General features: G+C 67.0%; 17 protein-coding genes and 4 pseudogenes. 7 read left to right on the top strand and 14 right to left on the bottom strand.

The genetic code is table 11. The features are described from left to right. Window positions 1-12: 12 nt before the first annotated feature. The 9 genes from ACWD10_RS35430 to ACWD10_RS35390 form a co-directional block, all read right to left on the bottom strand. On the bottom strand, window positions 13-831 hold the full coding sequence (locus ACWD10_RS35430; RefSeq protein ID WP_451097801.1) for an SAM-dependent methyltransferase: 819 nt from the start codon (window positions 829-831) through the stop codon (window positions 13-15). A gap of 32 nt (window positions 832-863) precedes the next feature. Next, window positions 864-1,334: a MaoC family dehydratase gene (locus tag ACWD10_RS35425; RefSeq protein WP_451097800.1), complete on the bottom strand. Its 471-nt coding sequence runs from the start codon at window positions 1,332-1,334 to the stop codon at window positions 864-866. Continuing rightward, window positions 1,334-1,573 (bottom strand): acyl carrier protein, encoded by a 240-nt coding sequence (locus tag ACWD10_RS35420; RefSeq protein WP_451097799.1) that lies wholly within the window; start codon window positions 1,571-1,573, stop codon window positions 1,334-1,336. The genes ACWD10_RS35425 and ACWD10_RS35420 overlap by 1 nt, the downstream gene beginning before the upstream one ends. Beyond that, on the bottom strand, window positions 1,545-2,009 hold the full coding sequence (locus ACWD10_RS35415; RefSeq protein WP_451097798.1) for a holo-ACP synthase: 465 nt from the start codon (window positions 2,007-2,009) through the stop codon (window positions 1,545-1,547). Before ACWD10_RS35415 ends, ACWD10_RS35420 begins: the two co-directional genes overlap by 29 nt. Continuing rightward, on the bottom strand, window positions 2,006-2,842 hold the full coding sequence (locus ACWD10_RS35410) for a hypothetical protein (RefSeq protein WP_451097797.1): 837 nt from the start codon (window positions 2,840-2,842) through the stop codon (window positions 2,006-2,008). Before ACWD10_RS35410 ends, ACWD10_RS35415 begins: the two co-directional genes overlap by 4 nt. Then, window positions 2,839-3,753 carry a diiron oxygenase gene (locus tag ACWD10_RS35405; RefSeq protein ID WP_451097796.1) on the bottom strand — a complete coding sequence of 305 codons (915 nt, stop codon included), beginning with the start codon at window positions 3,751-3,753 and terminating at the stop codon, window positions 2,839-2,841. Before ACWD10_RS35405 ends, ACWD10_RS35410 begins: the two co-directional genes overlap by 4 nt. Window positions 3,754-3,829: 76 nt before the next feature. Next, a complete protein-coding gene (locus ACWD10_RS35400) occupies window positions 3,830-4,090 on the bottom strand; it encodes a DUF2180 family protein (RefSeq protein WP_451097795.1) in 261 nt (86 codons plus the stop codon). Window positions 4,091-4,331: 241 nt separating this feature from the next. Then, window positions 4,332-5,651, bottom strand: a complete 1,320-nt coding sequence (locus ACWD10_RS35395) for an MFS transporter (RefSeq protein WP_451097794.1) — start codon at window positions 5,649-5,651, stop codon at window positions 4,332-4,334. A 139-nt stretch (window positions 5,652-5,790) separates the two neighbouring features. Beyond that, a complete protein-coding gene (locus tag ACWD10_RS35390; RefSeq protein ID WP_451097793.1) occupies window positions 5,791-6,294 on the bottom strand; it encodes a MarR family winged helix-turn-helix transcriptional regulator in 504 nt (167 codons plus the stop codon). A gap of 197 nt (window positions 6,295-6,491) precedes the next feature. On the opposite strand from ACWD10_RS35390, the gene ACWD10_RS35385 reads away from it, so the two are divergent. From ACWD10_RS35385 to ACWD10_RS35375, 3 genes are all read left to right on the top strand, one after another. Further along, window positions 6,492-7,055 carry an NADPH-dependent FMN reductase gene (locus ACWD10_RS35385; protein WP_451097792.1) on the top strand — a complete coding sequence of 188 codons (564 nt, stop codon included), beginning with the start codon at window positions 6,492-6,494 and terminating at the stop codon, window positions 7,053-7,055. A 241-nt stretch (window positions 7,056-7,296) separates the two neighbouring features. Then, on the top strand, window positions 7,297-7,866 hold the full coding sequence (locus tag ACWD10_RS35380) for a transcriptional regulator (RefSeq protein ID WP_451097791.1): 570 nt from the start codon (window positions 7,297-7,299) through the stop codon (window positions 7,864-7,866). Window positions 7,867-8,469: 603 nt separating this feature from the next. Next, the gene (locus ACWD10_RS35375) at window positions 8,470-8,658 is read left to right on the top strand and encodes a hypothetical protein (RefSeq protein WP_451097790.1); all 189 of its coding nucleotides are present in this window, start codon (window positions 8,470-8,472) and stop codon (window positions 8,656-8,658) included. Window positions 8,659-9,473: 815 nt separating this feature from the next. Here the strand turns inward: ACWD10_RS35375 and ACWD10_RS35370 are convergent. Beyond that, on the bottom strand, window positions 9,474-10,283 hold the full coding sequence (locus ACWD10_RS35370; protein ID WP_451097789.1) for a hypothetical protein: 810 nt from the start codon (window positions 10,281-10,283) through the stop codon (window positions 9,474-9,476). A 444-nt stretch (window positions 10,284-10,727) separates the two neighbouring features. Here ACWD10_RS35370 and ACWD10_RS35365 point away from each other — a divergent pair, with 444 nt between their 5' ends. Together ACWD10_RS35365 and ACWD10_RS35360 are read left to right on the top strand one after the other, a co-directional pair. After that, window positions 10,728-10,901, top strand: a complete 174-nt coding sequence (locus ACWD10_RS35365) for a hypothetical protein (RefSeq protein ID WP_451097788.1) — start codon at window positions 10,728-10,730, stop codon at window positions 10,899-10,901. Window positions 10,902-11,001: 100 nt separating this feature from the next. After that, window positions 11,002-11,148 (top strand): annotated as a pseudogene (locus ACWD10_RS35360) (IS5/IS1182 family transposase); the annotation flags it as partial. Window positions 11,149-11,505: 357 nt separating this feature from the next. On the opposite strand, the pseudogene ACWD10_RS35355 reads toward ACWD10_RS35360, so the two are convergent. From ACWD10_RS35355 to ACWD10_RS35345, 3 genes and pseudogenes are all read right to left on the bottom strand, one after another. Next, window positions 11,506-11,634 (bottom strand): annotated as a pseudogene (locus ACWD10_RS35355) (IS5-like element IS4811 family transposase); the annotation flags it as partial. 63 nt (window positions 11,635-11,697) lie between these two features. Further along, window positions 11,698-11,934: pseudogene (locus tag ACWD10_RS35350) on the bottom strand (GNAT family N-acetyltransferase); the annotation flags it as partial. Between the two features lie 56 nt (window positions 11,935-11,990). After that, entirely contained in the window at window positions 11,991-12,251 is a 261-nt protein-coding gene (locus tag ACWD10_RS35345) for a hypothetical protein (RefSeq protein ID WP_451097787.1), read from the bottom strand. Window positions 12,252-12,906: 655 nt separating this feature from the next. On the opposite strand from ACWD10_RS35345, the gene ACWD10_RS35340 reads away from it, so the two are divergent. Next, the gene (locus ACWD10_RS35340) at window positions 12,907-13,047 is read left to right on the top strand and encodes a hypothetical protein (RefSeq protein WP_451097786.1); all 141 of its coding nucleotides are present in this window, start codon (window positions 12,907-12,909) and stop codon (window positions 13,045-13,047) included. 179 nt (window positions 13,048-13,226) lie between these two features. On the opposite strand, the gene ACWD10_RS35335 is transcribed toward ACWD10_RS35340, so the two are convergent. Beyond that, complete coding sequence (locus ACWD10_RS35335; RefSeq protein ID WP_451097785.1) at window positions 13,227-13,787, bottom strand: EF-hand domain-containing protein; 561 nt, start codon at window positions 13,785-13,787, stop codon at window positions 13,227-13,229. A gap of 812 nt (window positions 13,788-14,599) precedes the next feature. On the opposite strand from ACWD10_RS35335, the pseudogene ACWD10_RS35330 reads away from it, so the two are divergent. After that, a pseudogene (locus tag ACWD10_RS35330) lies at window positions 14,600-14,901 on the top strand (hypothetical protein); the annotation flags it as partial.

Genomic DNA, 14,901 nt, shown 5'->3' with positions numbered 1-14,901 from the left:
GTCCCGGTACGGCTAGGCGAGTTCCGCGCGCAGCAGCCAGTTACGCGGTACGCCCTTGATGCCACGGGGCTGCACTTCGTAAGGCCAGCGGTTCTCACCCACGCCGGGCTCGCCCGGCTCCTTGAGCTCCCGCACCGTCCAGCCGGTACCGGCCATGAACTCCTCGGGCTCGTCGGTGCCGAAGAGCCACGGGATGCCGTCCTCGTTCAGGGCGGACAGGAAGATCTGCGTAGCGGGGCTGCGCAGCAGTTCCTTGCTCAGGATGTCCACCGCGACCCAGCTCCCGGGGGCGGAGTTGGCCGCGAAGGTGCGCATCAGCGTGGCGGACTGCTCCTCCGTCAGGAAGAACAGCAGGGCCTCGGGGATCCAGAGCGTGGGCAGCTCGGGGTCGAACCCGGCGCCGCGCAGCTCCGCGGACCAGTCTCCGGCCAGATCCGCGCCGACGCGCCGCAGGTTCACGGACGGCAGCGGGGCGTCGATCCGGGAGAGCCGCTTCTCCTTCTCCTCGACCAGGGCCTGGTGGTCGACCTCGTACACGGTGACGTCATCCGGCAGCTCAAGGCGGAAGGCGCGGGTGTCCATGCCGGCCGCGATCAGCACGACCTGCCGGATGCCCTGGCCCACCAGGTCGTTGATGGCGTCGTCGAGGTAACGAGTGCGTACGGCCACGAACTCGACAAGCCCGCCGCCGCCGTACTTGTCGAGCAGCTCGAACCCGCGCGGCTCGGCCAGCTTCCGGGCCAGCGGATCGTTGAACAGCGCGTCACTGCGTTCGCTCTCCAGCGCGCGGGCGGCCGCGGTCCACTGAGACGTGTAGGACACGGTTTCCATGAGGAGCTCCGTTCTCGATCAAGATGGTCTGGTCAGGCACCCTTGGGCCGACAGCGGAAGCGCGCATTGTGGATCAGCGTCAGAACCTCGACTCCGTCCGCGTTCACCAGGCGTCCGCGGCTGCGCACGATGCGGAAGTCGGGCGCGGAAAGGGACGGAAGGCAGGCAACGATCTCGCAGGTCCCGCTCAGCACCTCGCCCGGCCTGACGGGGTGCAGGAAGCGCACCTCGTCCACCCCGGGCGAGCCCTCGACGGTGCCCTCGGCTGCCGCGTCGGGCAGCATCGTGGTCACGTACAGGCGCATCCAGATCGCGGCGGTGTTCCACCCGCTGGCGATGAGGCCGCCGAAGGCGGACGCCCGTCCCGCCTCCTCGTCGAGGTGGTACGGCTGCGGGTCGTAGGTCCGGCCGAAGGCGACGATCTCCTCGGCCGTCACCTTGTGCGACCCGAGGTCATGGACGGTGCCGTTCTCGTAGTCTTCGGCGTGGACCAGGCGGCCCATCAGAAGAACTTCCTCTCGATGGCCTCGAGCGTGCGGAAGTCGGCGAGGTCGATGGCGTCGCGGTCGATCTCCGCGCCGCTGGCCTCCTCGATCGTCAGAACGAACTCGATGAAGGAGAGCGAGTCGACGAGGCGGGCGGTGATGAGGTCCTCGTCCTGAGCGATGGAAGAGCGCTCAGGGTGCTTGGCCAACAGCCAGTTGCGGACGGCGTCAACGCTGGACGAGGTCGTGCTCGACATGGAACTCCTCCTTGTACGTGGGGTGTCCCGTCGCACAGGCGGCGACGGCGACGGCGAACTGCTCTTCGTGGGAGATGCTGAGGTCGATGCCCTCGATGCCGGCATCGGCGGCCCATCCCCGCGCCGGTCCGGAAAGCCGGACGTAGGGCCACTGTCCGGAGGTCTTGAGTACCTCGATGGACAGCCACGGAAGCGGCCGGTCGGCGATGTGCAAGAGCTTGAAAACTGCTTCCTTGGCCGCGAGCCGACCCGCTACCGCGTGGCTGTCCCACCCGTCGGCGGAACGGCTCAGCGCCGACTCCGCCGAAGTGAGCATCAGGTCCAGCGGACTGTTGTCACCGGCATGGGCCATGGCCCGCACGCGGGACACGGGGACGACATCCACGCCGACCCGGATCACGGTCCGGCGCGGCTCCTGGCCAGGGGCCTGGTTCACGAGGCGGCGTTGATGGCGACGCGGGCGCTCTTCAGATCACCGTCGAACCGGTCGCTCAGGATCGCGAGCCACCGTTCGAGGCCGAACGCGACACACCCCGTGTAGGCGTGCTGGCCCGTGCCTTCGATCGTGATTCCGCACCGCTCACCGAAGAAGTTGCGGTGCGTGTTGACCGACGCGATGGCCAGGCCGCCGACGCGGAATTCGTGCTTGACCGGGCTCAGCTTCTGCAGCAGGGCACGGCCACTGTCGGGTTCGAAGAACGGGTCGGTGGCCGCCTCCATGGTGAGCTCCAGGCCAAGCTCCTTCGCGAACCGTTGAATACGGTCGGTGAAGCGAGCGCCGACCTCCTGGGTGTGCTCGAACGACCCGACCGCGACGATTTCCCTCATCTGAAAGCTGAGCAGCCGCCGCAGCCCCTGGTACTTGTCCTCGTTGCGGAAGCACCGGTTGACGAGTGTGAGAGTGGTGTCCGGAGCCACCGCCTGGTCCTCGAGATAGAGGTAGGCGCCGTAGCAGGTGGAATGGGGCATCCCGAGGAAGGGGGGATTGACGTCGTCCCGGGCGAAGGTGCCCTGCACCGGCGTCGGTGAGCCACCCGTACCCGTCACATCCAGCGGCCCGCCGACGAATTGCAGCTGCGGGAAGTTCTCGTAGACGTCGAACTTCTCCAGGTCGCTCAGCGGATAGACCGGCGGTGCCATGATTTCCCGCGCACCGGCCTCCTCCGACCAGTGAGATATGGCGTTGTCCAGCTCGCGGAGCAGGTCGGACTGGTCGGGGCCGAGAATGGCGAGAGCGTCCCCCTGATCCGTGCTGATCGTTGCGCTCACGTGGCCTCCTGTGCCCCGGCCGCTGACGTTATGGTCAGGTTCCGGTCCTCGAGAATCCCGGACTTGGTGAGGAAGTTGAGCGGCTTGCGGAACACCTGCTGCTGGAACTCCTCGCGCCGCGGCGAGGCCAGCAGGCGCCGCCGTACGGCATGCGGCTCGGGGATGCCGGCGTCCCGGTACACCTGTGGGTTGAACAGCGTCTCGAAGCTGTAGTTCAAGTAGCGCTTGACGTACCTCTGAATGTCGAGGAGCTGCTCCTTCGACGCCTTCGACTTGAGGTCCTCGAAGAGCAGGGAGACCAGTTCGCGGCCGAAGGCGATGTGCCGGGACTCGTCCTGGTGGTGGATGCGGTTGACCGCGCGAATGGTTTCGTGCAGCCGCTCGTCCGCCGCCATCGTGCTGTTGAAGTGGTCGACCAGCTCCTCGAAGAGGAGGATGCGGAGGAACACCAGGAAGCTCTCGGCCTCGGGCCATGCGCTGTCCTGCCCAGCCGGCTCCACCTGGCGGTAGATCTTCCCGTAGCGCAGACAGAACTCGGCGAAGAACCACATGTGCTCGTTCTCTTCGCCGATGAAGTGATGGAAGAACTCGGACGGAATCTCGAACCCACGCGTGTGGATCCGTCGAGTCACCTCGACGATGAGTTCCCGGATGCCGTCCACGTTGAGGCTGTAGAAGTTGGCGCTTTCCCACCGGGACAGGCGATACAGCTGCTCCTCGTCGAGCTCGGCGGCCACGTCGGTCCCGTAGGTGGTGGTGAGCTCAGGGGTCATCCACCACTGATTCTCCGGCAGCGAGTCCGGCCAGTCGAACATCCGGTAAGGGTTGTAGTAATCCTCGACCGACTTGTGATTCAGCCGTTTCAGAACCCCCTGAAACCGCTCGTCCTTGCTGATGACATCGCTGACCATCTTGCCTCCTGAATCCGGATGCGAAGGGCATCCTTCTGGGTTGGGCGGATCAGCCCCCGGGTGCACGAAAGGACGGTCACCGGCCATCGCCAGAGAATCGCATCGCTGATGTACTTGAAGTGGCGGGCGGATTGGTCGGCTGTGCGGCATGACACGTGCCGCACAGAGCGAGACGGGCCGGGGAAGGGCCGTGCGAGACGCCCATGCCATTCACCTGGTGCAAGACCTGACGCGTCATCTGGAGATGCTCCGGGCAGAGGGCGGAACCGCAGCAATGGCACAGGGCGACCGCAGACATGGTGGTGCTTCCTTCGGTGGAGCAGTCGTAGCAGTTCATGCAATTCCTCCCTCTCATTCCGTAGAAAAACCATAGGGCGAGCGAAGAACCGTGGATAGGGCGTCGATACACGTTCGACAAGTTGCCGAAGTTGTTTCCCGTAAGAGGGAAGGAGGTGTCCCCGACCGTGGCGAAAAAACGACATTGCAAGGTGTGACTTGTTCTTGTTTACGGGCCTTGATACGTGACCCGGATTCCCGTACTCGTACGTCCTGACCGGTCCGGTGGCCGCCCGGCAGGCTCAGGCAAGCAGCAGGGCCACGATGGCGGGGCCGAAGGCGCCGCCGAGCAGATAGCAGAGGCTGAACAGCCCGAGTGCGGTGGTGCGTTGCTGTTCCGGGACCGCGCCGCCCGCCACCAGCGCCAGGGTCCCCTGACCGGACGTCGCGACGAATACCGCGACCCCCGCCGCGGCGAGCAGCAGCGCCGGTGCCGTGGCGACCGTCGCCGTCAGTGGGGCCAGGACAGCCAGGGTCAGGAGCACGCCGAGGACGGCGGAGCGGGGCATGCGGTGGATCCGCGTCGCCATGAGCCACGTCACCACGGAGCCGATGAGCAGCGCCACGAGGCTGCCCGTGCCAATGCTGACGGAGTCCCAGCCCGCGTTGTCCTCAAGGAGCCGCGGCACCGTGTACAGGAGCGCGAAGTACGAGGTCGACAGCGCGCACACGACACCGGCGGCGGTCAGGAACACGGGGGAGCGCAGCACCACGGAGGGGATGAAGCCGTCCGGTTCGCGCCGTACCCACAGCGTCAGGGCGGCGCCAAGCACGACCGCGCCGATCAGCGCCGGGACCGGGAACCGTCCCAGGAGCACCAGCATGCAGACCAGCGTCACCAGCAGAGCCGCGCCCACCGTGTCGAAGCGGCGGTTCTCCCGCTCCTGGAGTGCCGGCGCGCGGAGCACGACGTACGGGACGGCAAGGAGGGCGATGGCCGACAGGGAGAGGGAAAGGTGCCAGGAGACGTGGTCGGAGATCACGGACCCGGAGAGCGGGCCGAGCGCGCCGAGCATGCCGCTGCCCGCGGTGATCACGCTCATCCGGCGCGGCGTGCCGGCCAGGTTGATGGCCGTGGTGACGAAACCGGCGCCGCCGAGGGCCTGGGCGGCGCGGCCGAAGAGCAGCCCCGGTATCGACTCCGCCAGGGCCACGGCCAGCGTGCCGAGCGCCACGAGGGCGGCGCTCGTCAGCACGGCCGCCCGGAAGCCGCGGCGTCTTAACAGCGCCGCGGCCAGCGGGGTGCTCACCGCCAGGGCCAGGCCGAAGACGGTGGCGACCCAGGTCGTCGTGCTCACCGACACCCCGAAGTCCCGGGCGATGTCGGGCAGCGTCGTGGTGGCGGCATTCGCGCTCAGGGCGGTCGGGGTGGCGAGCAGGCCCAGCGCAGCCGCGTGTATGGGTGCCTGTTCGAACCTGCTGCCCCGACGGTGCCGGCCGGGTGGGGCGCCGACGGGGCGTGTGGATCCGGCGGGCCCACGGTGCCGGCCGGGCCCGCCACCGACCACGATGCTGGTGTCGATGAGTGGCATGCGCGACATCACGGGTGACGAGTCCTTCATGGTGGTGCCTCCTGTCTCTTGCGTCCGGCAGCTCTGGCATCTCTACGGAGCTGGGCCGACGGAGCCGGGTCCGGCAGCGGCCTGACGGCCCACCAGTTCTCGTACGGCCCGACGCGCACCGCAGTCCAGGGCGAGGTGGTCAGGTCAGCGACACGTCTCCGAAGGACTCCAGGAGACGGCGCAGCAGGCGCGAGAGTTGCTCGCACTCTTCCCGGCTGAGGGCCGACAGCATCCGCTCCTCGTTGTCCAGGTGCAGCGGGAAGATGTCGTCGACGAGTTGGATGCCTTTCTCGGTGAGCTGGATCTGTACGGAGCGCCGGTCGCCGCCCGAGGGGCGTACCCGCTCCACCAGGCCTCTGGCCTCCATGCGGTCGATGCGCTTGGTCACGGCCCCCGAGGTGACCATGGACGCCTTGAGGAAGGCACCGGCCGTCATCCGGTACGGCGGACCCGACCTGTACAGGGTGGTGAGGACGTCGAACTCGCCTGTCTCCATCCCGTGTTGGGCGTCGAAGACCCTCAGCTCCCGGTCCAGGGTCCGGCTCAGCCGTTGGACCCGGCCCACGACGCCGACCGTCCAGGTGTCGAGGTCGGAGCGCTCGGCGCGCCAGAGGTCCCTGATGGCGTCCACTGCGTCTGTCATGGAGGTCTCCTCGAGTAGGTATCTGAATGGTAAGATACTTGACAGTCAGAGTCCAGTGATGTTTCTATGGGGCCATGGCACGGCGCCGGAGGTACCCACCTGCGACGCCACGTGCGGAACCTGCCAACCGCACACAACGTCGCGTGAAGGTGCTTTGAGCGCCTTCCTGAATTGCATGTCAGGGGACGGGAATTCACATGGCTCAGGAAATTCAGCGCACCATTCTTGGCCTGTCGGGGAGCCTGCGAGAGCAGTCGTACAACACGGCTCTCCTGAAGGCTGCGATCAAGCACAACTCCGGTAAGGCAGTTATCGAGACGTACGACGGCCTCTCCCGGCTGCCGATGTACAACCAGGACCACGACACCGACAATCCCCCGCAGGAAGTCGTCGAACTGCGGCGTCGCGTGGCGGCAGCGGACGCACTGTTCATCGTCACGCCCGAGCACAACGCCTCCATCCCGGCCGCGCTGAAGAACGCTCTCGACTGGGCCAGCACCCCGCCCGCCGGCGGCATCCTGGTGGACAAGCCCACGGCCATCGCGGGCGCCTCCCCGGGCGCCTTCGGTTCGTCCCGCGGCCAGCTGGCCCTCCGTCAGATCCTGGTGTCCATCGGCGCGGACGTCCTGGCCAAGCCCGAGGTGGCCGTCTTCCGCGTCCATGAGCGCCTGGACGCCGACGGCACCATCACCGACCCGACGACGGTGTCGCTGCTCAACCAGCTCACCGACGCCCTCACGACCCGTATCGCGAAGGCCTGAGGTCCTCGGCAGGCACCGACAGACTTCCGGGCTCGGCCCCAAATCCCCCGCAGGCCGGGCCCGGAACCCGCCCATCCGCGTCCGCACCGGCTCGCCCCGCTCGACCCCGCCGGACACGGTCCCAGGGCCGTTGCCTGCCGCTACATGAGGCTGCCCGGTCTCCGTGTCTTGGCCTGTTCGGCTGGCGTTCTTGATCCAGTAGGACAGTGGATGAGGCCGAGGTGCGAAGGACAACTGGCAAGTGCCGGACAGGACAAAGGATTTCGGGAAGTACGGTGCACGGGGCAGGAGGGGCGGCGAGGCGGTGGCCGACCAACTGGACCGCCTGGTCGAGGGCATCGCGTCCCCGGTCACGACAAAACGCGGCCTACTGGCCCGCCTGCGTTACCTGACGCGAACCCCACACGCGAGGGCGGCGGCGAGGGAGGCGGGCTTGACGGTCACGGACCGCACGCTGAGGGCCTGGCCGGCGGGCCAACGCACCCCGACAAAGGCGAACTTGAGCCGTATCGACGAGGCATACTGGGCGCTACGCCGCCGCAACGTGGCCCGCTACTTGCTGGTCCGCCTGAACGCGAGGGGCGGCACACGCGTGGAGATCCACCCGTTGAACCAGTCCCAGGTGGACCGCCGCTTCCAGCGCTTTCTGGAGTACCGCACGTTGAACATCCGCCGCTGGGACCGCATCAGCCGCGCCTGGGCGGCAGGCGACACGGAGGCCCTCCACGACGAGTGGTGCGATGAGATCCCGGAGCTGGGTTCGCAGTGGGGTCAGTACGAGTACGTCACGAACATCGGCTTCGCGGCTTGAAGCATGCGCTGTGTGCTGAGCGGATGTTGTCTCACGGTAGGACCCGATACGCTTCTTCACCTGGGAGGTGCTTCTTTCCTCGCAACCAACAGGACCCTCAGCAAGTCCCTATCGTTGCAGGTCAGGAGCACTTTTCGCGTTTTTGATCAGCCTTCGGACAAGCCACCTCGTGAAAGCGCGAGGCTAGGTCACAGGTCGCCGGTGGACCACCAGACCTTGTCGACATTGCTGTTCGTTTCGAGGATGACGATCTCCCCTCAGGCCGTTGCCGTGGTCACGGAGTCATGATCTGGCGCGCCGAAGGGCTGTAGTTCTTGTTGGTAACGCCGCAGGACTGCTGGATCAGCTGCCACTGGAACTGCAGACCGGTGTCGCGGGTCTCCTCGGTCATCCGCGGCTTGTTCGCCCAGGAAGCGCCTGGTTTGAGGCACATGCCGAGGAGCTCAGCCACCCCGGCTCACGAGTGGTCTCCCGGGCCCGATGTCAAGGAACTGCGGGCCGACACCGCGCCCCGCCACCCGAATGGATCTTTACTCGTTGCGGCGAACGGTATGCCCGGTAATCGTGCTTAAGAGATCAACCGCTCTCTCAATTGGAGGCAAAATGCGTATCCGTCTTTCTGTCACCGCTCTCGGATTGGCCGCACTCGCCCTGCTGGGCTCGGCAGCCACCGCCACGGCGGCGGCCAGTGCGCCCGCAGCCAGCCAGAGCAAGCTGGCACCGATCGGTGATGACAACGCTCACGGGGCCGCGGACTTTTCGGTCGGCGACATGAACGACAGCCACGCCTGAGCGCCTATTTCCCGTCGCCTCGCCCCGATCGAGAAGTCCGGGCGAGGCGACGGGCTTGTGGTGTCACGGTGGCACGCCATCATGACGGCACCGAAGCGGGGTCATCCCCGGCCCGCCCGCAGGTGCTCACGTAGCGCCCGGTGCATCGTCGCCAACGGCCGCAACCGCCTCAGCGCAGCAGGGCTTTGGTCCCGGGTCAGCTGGCGGTGCCACTCCGCGACATTCCCACCCAGCTGTTCGAGACGGTCCCACTACTCATCCGTGAACACGAACCCGCCTTTCCGCGCAACAGGTTCGGTGCGCCCCGACTGGCTGGCCACCGCCAGCCAGCGCCACACCGTCCGCTGTGACACCCCCGCCGCCTCAGCAGCAATCCGCACATGCACCGACGCCAGCTTCCCGGCCTCATCCAACGCCAGCAGCCGGGTCACCACCACCTGCCGCCACAGCCTTCGGTCCTGAGACCTCGAGACCAGCGGCATCACATCCCCGGCAGGCGGTACCCCCTCACCGTCGGCGGCTATACCCGGCAGGCGGGAAGACGGTAAATCAGCGGTCATACCCACCAGCACACACCCACCGCCCTGAACAGGGACAGCGGCACGTGTCGTCCCCGTCCAGGCCCAGGATGCCGATAGCCGGACAGCCAGGCCACGTTGGCGACCACGACCGGATCGGATGCAGGCTCCATCCGGTACTCCCACCCCGCAGCCCGCACACACCGCATCAACACACGTCCACACTGGTCCAGTTGCGGTGACAACCCGCCCGGACCGAGGCAGTTGAACCGTGTCACCAGCGCAAACGGCGCCTCGCTACACGTGGGCCGTAGCCCTCTGCTCGTACAGACGCAAACCGTGGTCGACCATCCGCACCGCAAAGTGCGTGACATGGAACAACAGCGAGATGGACCCCGTAATCTGCGCCAGCGCAACGGTGCCGTCCGATTCGACGATCTCCCGGTCTAGGAACGCCAGGGTGCCGGTGCTGTCGCCGTGCGCGAGGGAACTGCACGCGCTCCACACAAGTTCGGCCAAGTCCGCGCCCACGCGCAGCTCCAGGCCGGCTTCACGGACGATCCGCTTGTACGAAAGGCGAGCCTTCAGCGCCTTCCGCGCATCATCAGGGGAGGCCCCGGCCTCAACCAGGAGGCCCTCAAGAACCCGGAGGCGCTCCTCCTTCGTCTTCACGCTCGGCGACTGGGCCAGTTCCCGCACCCGGTGCCCGTGCTCGACTTCCTTCGCCTGCAAGCTCAGGCGCCGGGTGAGGCGCTCAAGGCGGTTCGCTGGCCCCAGCAGCCATACCGCACGGGCGGAATTCTCGAAGACACCCCGCACCAGCGAGGCCTGCGCGTGGGTGTGGATAACTGTAGAAGCGTGTGTTGCGCTGCGCTCGGTGAGGACGGAGGACCGCAGGCACTGGAGGTGATCGACGGCTACGGTCAGGGCGTGCCACGCACTGTGGGACAACTGGTACGGGTGGCTCTTGGCGTCATCGCCCGCCAGGGAGCTGCGGGGCTGGACCTGCCACTGGCCCTTGTTCTCATGGGTGTACGTGTCAAACCGTCGCGTGCTTTCCAGAAGGGTCAGCAACTGACGGAGGTACTGGTCCTCTTCGTCCGTCATGCCGCTGATGGTATGGAGCGCGGGCATGGTTGTCGGGCTTTCCCTGCGCCGCGCCGATCCGGCGCTATGCCTCGGGGGTGCCGCCGGTGAATCACCGTTTGCGGCTGGTGACACGGTTCTTACCGGCACTCCTTCGTCGTTCGGCTCACGCGGAGCGGACAATCGGACAGATTGAAGGCCCCCTCATATCGGTGGTGGTCAGCTCGGCGTAGACGAGTCCGGCTGTGGCGGCGGCGTGGCGGCGGTGTGTGAGGGTGCGTCGTCTCATACCTGCCCGGACTCCCACCGACAGCGCGGCGGTTCGCCGGGCAGAACTGCTTCACCCGTCCGGGACCACACGGCTACTGCGAGCGCGAGACGGAAACGGGCACGACGTCCGTACAACCCGCCGCCGTTCTAGCGCGGCGGCGACCGAGCCCCCACTGAGTACCAGGAGGACCTGCCATGACTGCACAGCCCGTTCACCCGGTCGCCCCGGAGCCGCCGTCCCCGGCCGCCGCCGCGCAGCTCCGCGCGCGCATCGCGGAACACCGGCTCGCTGAGCGCTGGCTGCCCGCGTACGAACGCGACGTCGCGCGCACCCTGGGGGTGGCCACAGTGGGACCTGACCGACCCTGAGGGGGAGGACGTACGGCGGGCAGAGGTCGGCCCGCTCACAGTCGTCTACGTGGTCAACCGGCCGGGCGGCCACTTGTATGTGCTCGCCGTTGCGCACAGTCACCGCGCTCTCTCCGCGGCCCGGGCAGCGGTGGAGCGGGGTGTGGCTCGTCTCAAGTCCTGGCGCATCTTCCGCAGGGCGCGATGCAGCCCGAATCGAATGTCGTCAATCGCCGCAGCCGTCCTCACCCTGGAGCGGCAACGCTGAAAGAGCTCACTGAGTCCGGGGCAGTACCGAGTCGCTCAGGATAAGGGCACGGAGCTGCGCCCCGTATAGCTTGGGGGGTTGTTCGAAGTGACAGGACCGCAGACGAACAGGGTGGTCGATCGTTCCGTAGTTGAGGTCCAGCCGTCCGGTGATGCGTGCACCCGTCAGTTTCAGTCCGGCTATCTCACCGTCGCTGACCGGACCGCTGACCAGCAGAGCCCGTATCACGGTGGCGCGTATGTTCCGCTCGGGCCCCCAGGATGGTTCGATCTCGGGGCCGTCGTCAGCACCCTCACGGAAGTCGACTTCCTGCCCGAGTGAGAAGGCCTGCCAGACACGGCGCTCCGCCGGTGTCAGATCGGTGATCTCGCGACGTGGATGCTTCGGTGGCCGTCCGCCCGGCTTCGGCGGCGGCACGAGTGGTGCCAGCACAGCCCGCTCCGCGTCGGACAGATCCGTCGGATACGCACGTCGCTGCCTGGCCATCCCGGCCTCCACCAGCCCAGGAACTACCAACTCGCCTGCCCTGAACGGGTTTCTCAGACGCCTCTAGGAGCGTGGGTCAGTGTTCGCCGTTGTGTCGGTCCAGGTGATCTCGAAGTACCTGACGCGTTCGTCATGTCCGCTCGGCAGCACGCCGACTGCCATCGTGACGTGCTGGGATGCGATGTTGTCGTGGTCGGCGTCGCCTTTCACGCACGTGACGCCGCGTGCCCGCTCGAACAGCAGTAGTCCGCGGAGGGCTTCGGAGGCGTATCCCTTGCCTCGCGCTGACGGAATGAGGCCGCTGTTGCGCGGATCGAAATCGACATAGCCCAAGAGGTGGATCCGCTCAGCCGAGGTCAATCAACGTCAATGGGGAGGGGTACGGGGATGCCGCCGATAACTGCGGTGACATCGATGGTGGCTTTACTGCTGTCCTGGTTGGCCACGACAGTGACATCGACCTCGAGGTCCTCGCCAGGGCCGAGCCCGGCATCGGCGTCGATCTCAATTTCGGCGTCGCCTGGCGAGCGGGGGGCTGCGTGAGCGGAGGTGGTGGCGAGGAAGGTGCCAGCGGTGAGAACGCCAGTGAGGGCGAGGGCGGCAAGGAAACGGCGCATCGAACACCTCGTGTCCGTAAGTTAGTTGGGGCATCGCAAGCCCCACCCTGATGGTGGACACGCCATTGCTGCCCCCGACCAGACAGGCCCATGCCACGCCACCCGTATGGGTGACAGTCAAACCGGCCACGACGGCCAGGCGGATCCCCGCGGCCAGCCCGCCGGGGGGCACCACCGCGCATCCAGTACCCCCCGCTCTCACTGCCCCAGGAAGAAGGCGGCACCGCGGAGGGACTCCCCCTGCCACTGCCTGTGCCCCCACGTGCATGCACCCGGACCGCCCGGATATGTTCCAGGGCACCGCTGATCCAGTCCTGTTGGCCGATGCCACGATCCAGTCCCCCGTGAACGGGGAGTGAAGGACCGCAGGACGCGGCCGTTCTGCCACCGCTGCTCCAACGCACTCCCGGCGAAGACGAGGGCGCGACGGGGCTGCCGTACTGCTGGCCCGGTGCGCTGGCAAGTTCCCGGTCCTGCGGCACCTGTGGGCCGACCAGGGCTATCGCGGACGGGACTTCCTGTCATGGATACGCGAGGAGACCGGGATCACTATCCAGATCGTGCAGCGCAAGGACGGCGGCTTCCGCGGCACCTGGGCCAAGGACGACGCACCACCACGTGAGGTTTCCATGTTCGCGGTGGTGCCCGCCGCTGGGTGATTGAGCGTTTTGCCTGGCTGGGCCGCTACCGGCGACTCTCCAAAGACTACGAATACCTGGCCGCAAGCCAGGACAACGCGATCTACCTGGCGACGGTCATGCTCCTGCTGCACCGCGCCGGAAGAACACTGCCCTGAACGGGGCTTCTCAGACACCCACTAGGGGCTGTCCGGTGGGTCGTAGGACACCGGACAGCCCCACCCGGGCGCACAGGCCGCCTCCCGCCGGCGGGGCGAGAGGCGCCGACGACGCGATTATGCTGGGAAAATCCAGCACATACTGTCACCTCTGATGACTATCAGCTGTCAGCGCCTCCTCAGCCTTGAGGACTGGGTGGTCCGAGCAGCCAGTTGCCAGCGGCGCTGGGGTCGTCGCTGAAGTAGTAGTCGCGGATGGCCGCCACCATCTCCTCCTGGGTAACGTGCCCGTCGCCGTCGCTATCGACCTTGTCGAAAGCCGTGTTGGCGTCGTGCTCGGTGATTCCGAAGGCGGTCACGAACCAGCTCCGGTATTCGCCCCGGTCCAGCTTGCCATCACCATCGTGGTCGGCCATCGCCATAAGGGTGCTGACGAACGGTGCGTAGGCCGCGTCGAATGCGCCGGGCCGCTGCAGGATCAGTTCGGTGAACGCCTTCTTGTACTCGGCTTCGGAGATACGGCCGTCCCCGTCAGCATCGGCGAGCTGCTCCAGGCCCTGCCACAGCTGCAGGCACATATCCCGCATTCGCTGCCGCTGCGGGGAGTCCGCGGGCTGGCCGAACGCGTCTCCTAGCCGCTGTGCCCCATGCTCGAAATCGACCTGCTCCAAGTAGCCGTTGCCGTCGCGGTCCCAGGTCCTGAAGCGCCGGGAGAGCTTGTCATCAAGAAACTCAGGCATGTCCACACCCTGTTCACCCACGCCCCCGAATACTCATCCCCAGGCGCCAATTACTCCCGACAGGTGAACACACCCTTGACGAATGCCTGCTCAACCAGGAGGTCCGCGCCCGCAGGCGCGCCTCGCCCAGCTGCGCCCGTCGGCAGTCGGGGCACTGGTGGTGCGTCACCGGCAGCGGCCACTCGCACACTCGGTGGCACGTCCGGCAGCTCCGCGCGCGCTCCCGCAACCAGGCCCGCCGCTCACGCTCCTGGCACACCGAGCACCTGCCGCCGCACACGACCTCGTCGCGCACCTTGTCGCATTGCGGGCAGGTCCGCCGCTCCTCCATCCGCCGCTTGATCTTTCCCGGCAGCGGCCGCATCTTCACCGCGGCCGCCGGGTCGTACAACGGCACGTCGCCGTGTTTGCGCAGCCGGATGTAGGCCAATGGCCGCTGCTCCGGCGCCAACTTCAGCCGTTGCTCACCGAGTTGCGTCTGCGTCCGCAGCTATGCCGGAGCCTTCCCCCACCGGTACACCGGCACCCCCGCCACCTCGTCGATTGGAGCGCCCCGTTCCGCACGGTCCTGTCCAGCCTGGGCGGGGGCGTTCGCTGTTGTGGTCATGGGTCATCGCCTCTCGTCTGTGACCACGTCCGATGGTTGGCCAGCCGGTCGCGCGGAGGTGCAGGTCGCGTGCTCATGTTGATTTGTGGTTGGCCAATTTGGCGGGTGGTAGTTGGCCAGACGGGGAGCGAAGGCAGGGCTGGGTGCGGGAGTCCGTCGGATAAACCCGGCTGCGCGGGGACGGGGAGATCGGCAGTATGGCGGGGTGCCTGATCTGCTGTGGAACGACGTGCGGTGTTTCTTGGATCCCGATGTGATGGGGTCCCTGCCGGACGTCAGGGTCTCTCATGCCTCGATGGAGGACTGGCAGTCTGTCCTTGACCTGGTCGCTGCGAGCGGCTGGCTGTGGCAGTACTCCGAAGGCGGGGTCGTGCGGCCCATGCCGCGGGCAGGGGTCGTGCTGTCCCGTCCGCTGGGCGCTGAGTGCCCGGAGCTGAGGGTCTGGCCGTCGGCCGATGTGCTGGTGATCTTCCGCTTCTCTGCGTCGGAGGAGGTCGACTTCGATGT

This window comes from Streptomyces sp. NPDC002851, assembly GCF_053591935.1.
Note: the sequence above shows the minus strand (reverse complement) of the source record. Positions and strands in the feature narration are given on the sequence as shown.

Coding starts and splice junctions, on each gene's coding strand:
- ACWD10_RS35430 (WP_451097801.1), bottom strand. CDS start 831: ATGGAAACCGTGTCCTACACGTCTCAGTGGACCGCGGCCGCCCGCGCG.
- ACWD10_RS35425 (WP_451097800.1), bottom strand. CDS start 1,334: ATGGGCCGCCTGGTCCACGCCGAAGACTACGAGAACGGCACCGTCCAT.
- ACWD10_RS35420 (WP_451097799.1), bottom strand. CDS start 1,573: ATGTCGAGCACGACCTCGTCCAGCGTTGACGCCGTCCGCAACTGGCTG.
- ACWD10_RS35405 (WP_451097796.1), bottom strand. CDS start 3,753: ATGGTCAGCGATGTCATCAGCAAGGACGAGCGGTTTCAGGGGGTTCTG.
- ACWD10_RS35400 (WP_451097795.1), bottom strand. CDS start 4,090: ATGAACTGCTACGACTGCTCCACCGAAGGAAGCACCACCATGTCTGCG.
- ACWD10_RS35395 (WP_451097794.1), bottom strand. CDS start 5,651: ATGAAGGACTCGTCACCCGTGATGTCGCGCATGCCACTCATCGACACC.
- ACWD10_RS35390 (WP_451097793.1), bottom strand. CDS start 6,294: ATGACAGACGCAGTGGACGCCATCAGGGACCTCTGGCGCGCCGAGCGC.
- ACWD10_RS35385 (WP_451097792.1), top strand. CDS start 6,492: ATGGCTCAGGAAATTCAGCGCACCATTCTTGGCCTGTCGGGGAGCCTG.
- ACWD10_RS35375 (WP_451097790.1), top strand. CDS start 8,470: ATGCGTATCCGTCTTTCTGTCACCGCTCTCGGATTGGCCGCACTCGCC.
- ACWD10_RS35370 (WP_451097789.1), bottom strand. CDS start 10,283: ATGACGGACGAAGAGGACCAGTACCTCCGTCAGTTGCTGACCCTTCTG.
- ACWD10_RS35365 (WP_451097788.1), top strand. CDS start 10,728: ATGACTGCACAGCCCGTTCACCCGGTCGCCCCGGAGCCGCCGTCCCCG.
- ACWD10_RS35345 (WP_451097787.1), bottom strand. CDS start 12,251: ATGCGCCGTTTCCTTGCCGCCCTCGCCCTCACTGGCGTTCTCACCGCT.
- ACWD10_RS35335 (WP_451097785.1), bottom strand. CDS start 13,787: ATGCCTGAGTTTCTTGATGACAAGCTCTCCCGGCGCTTCAGGACCTGG.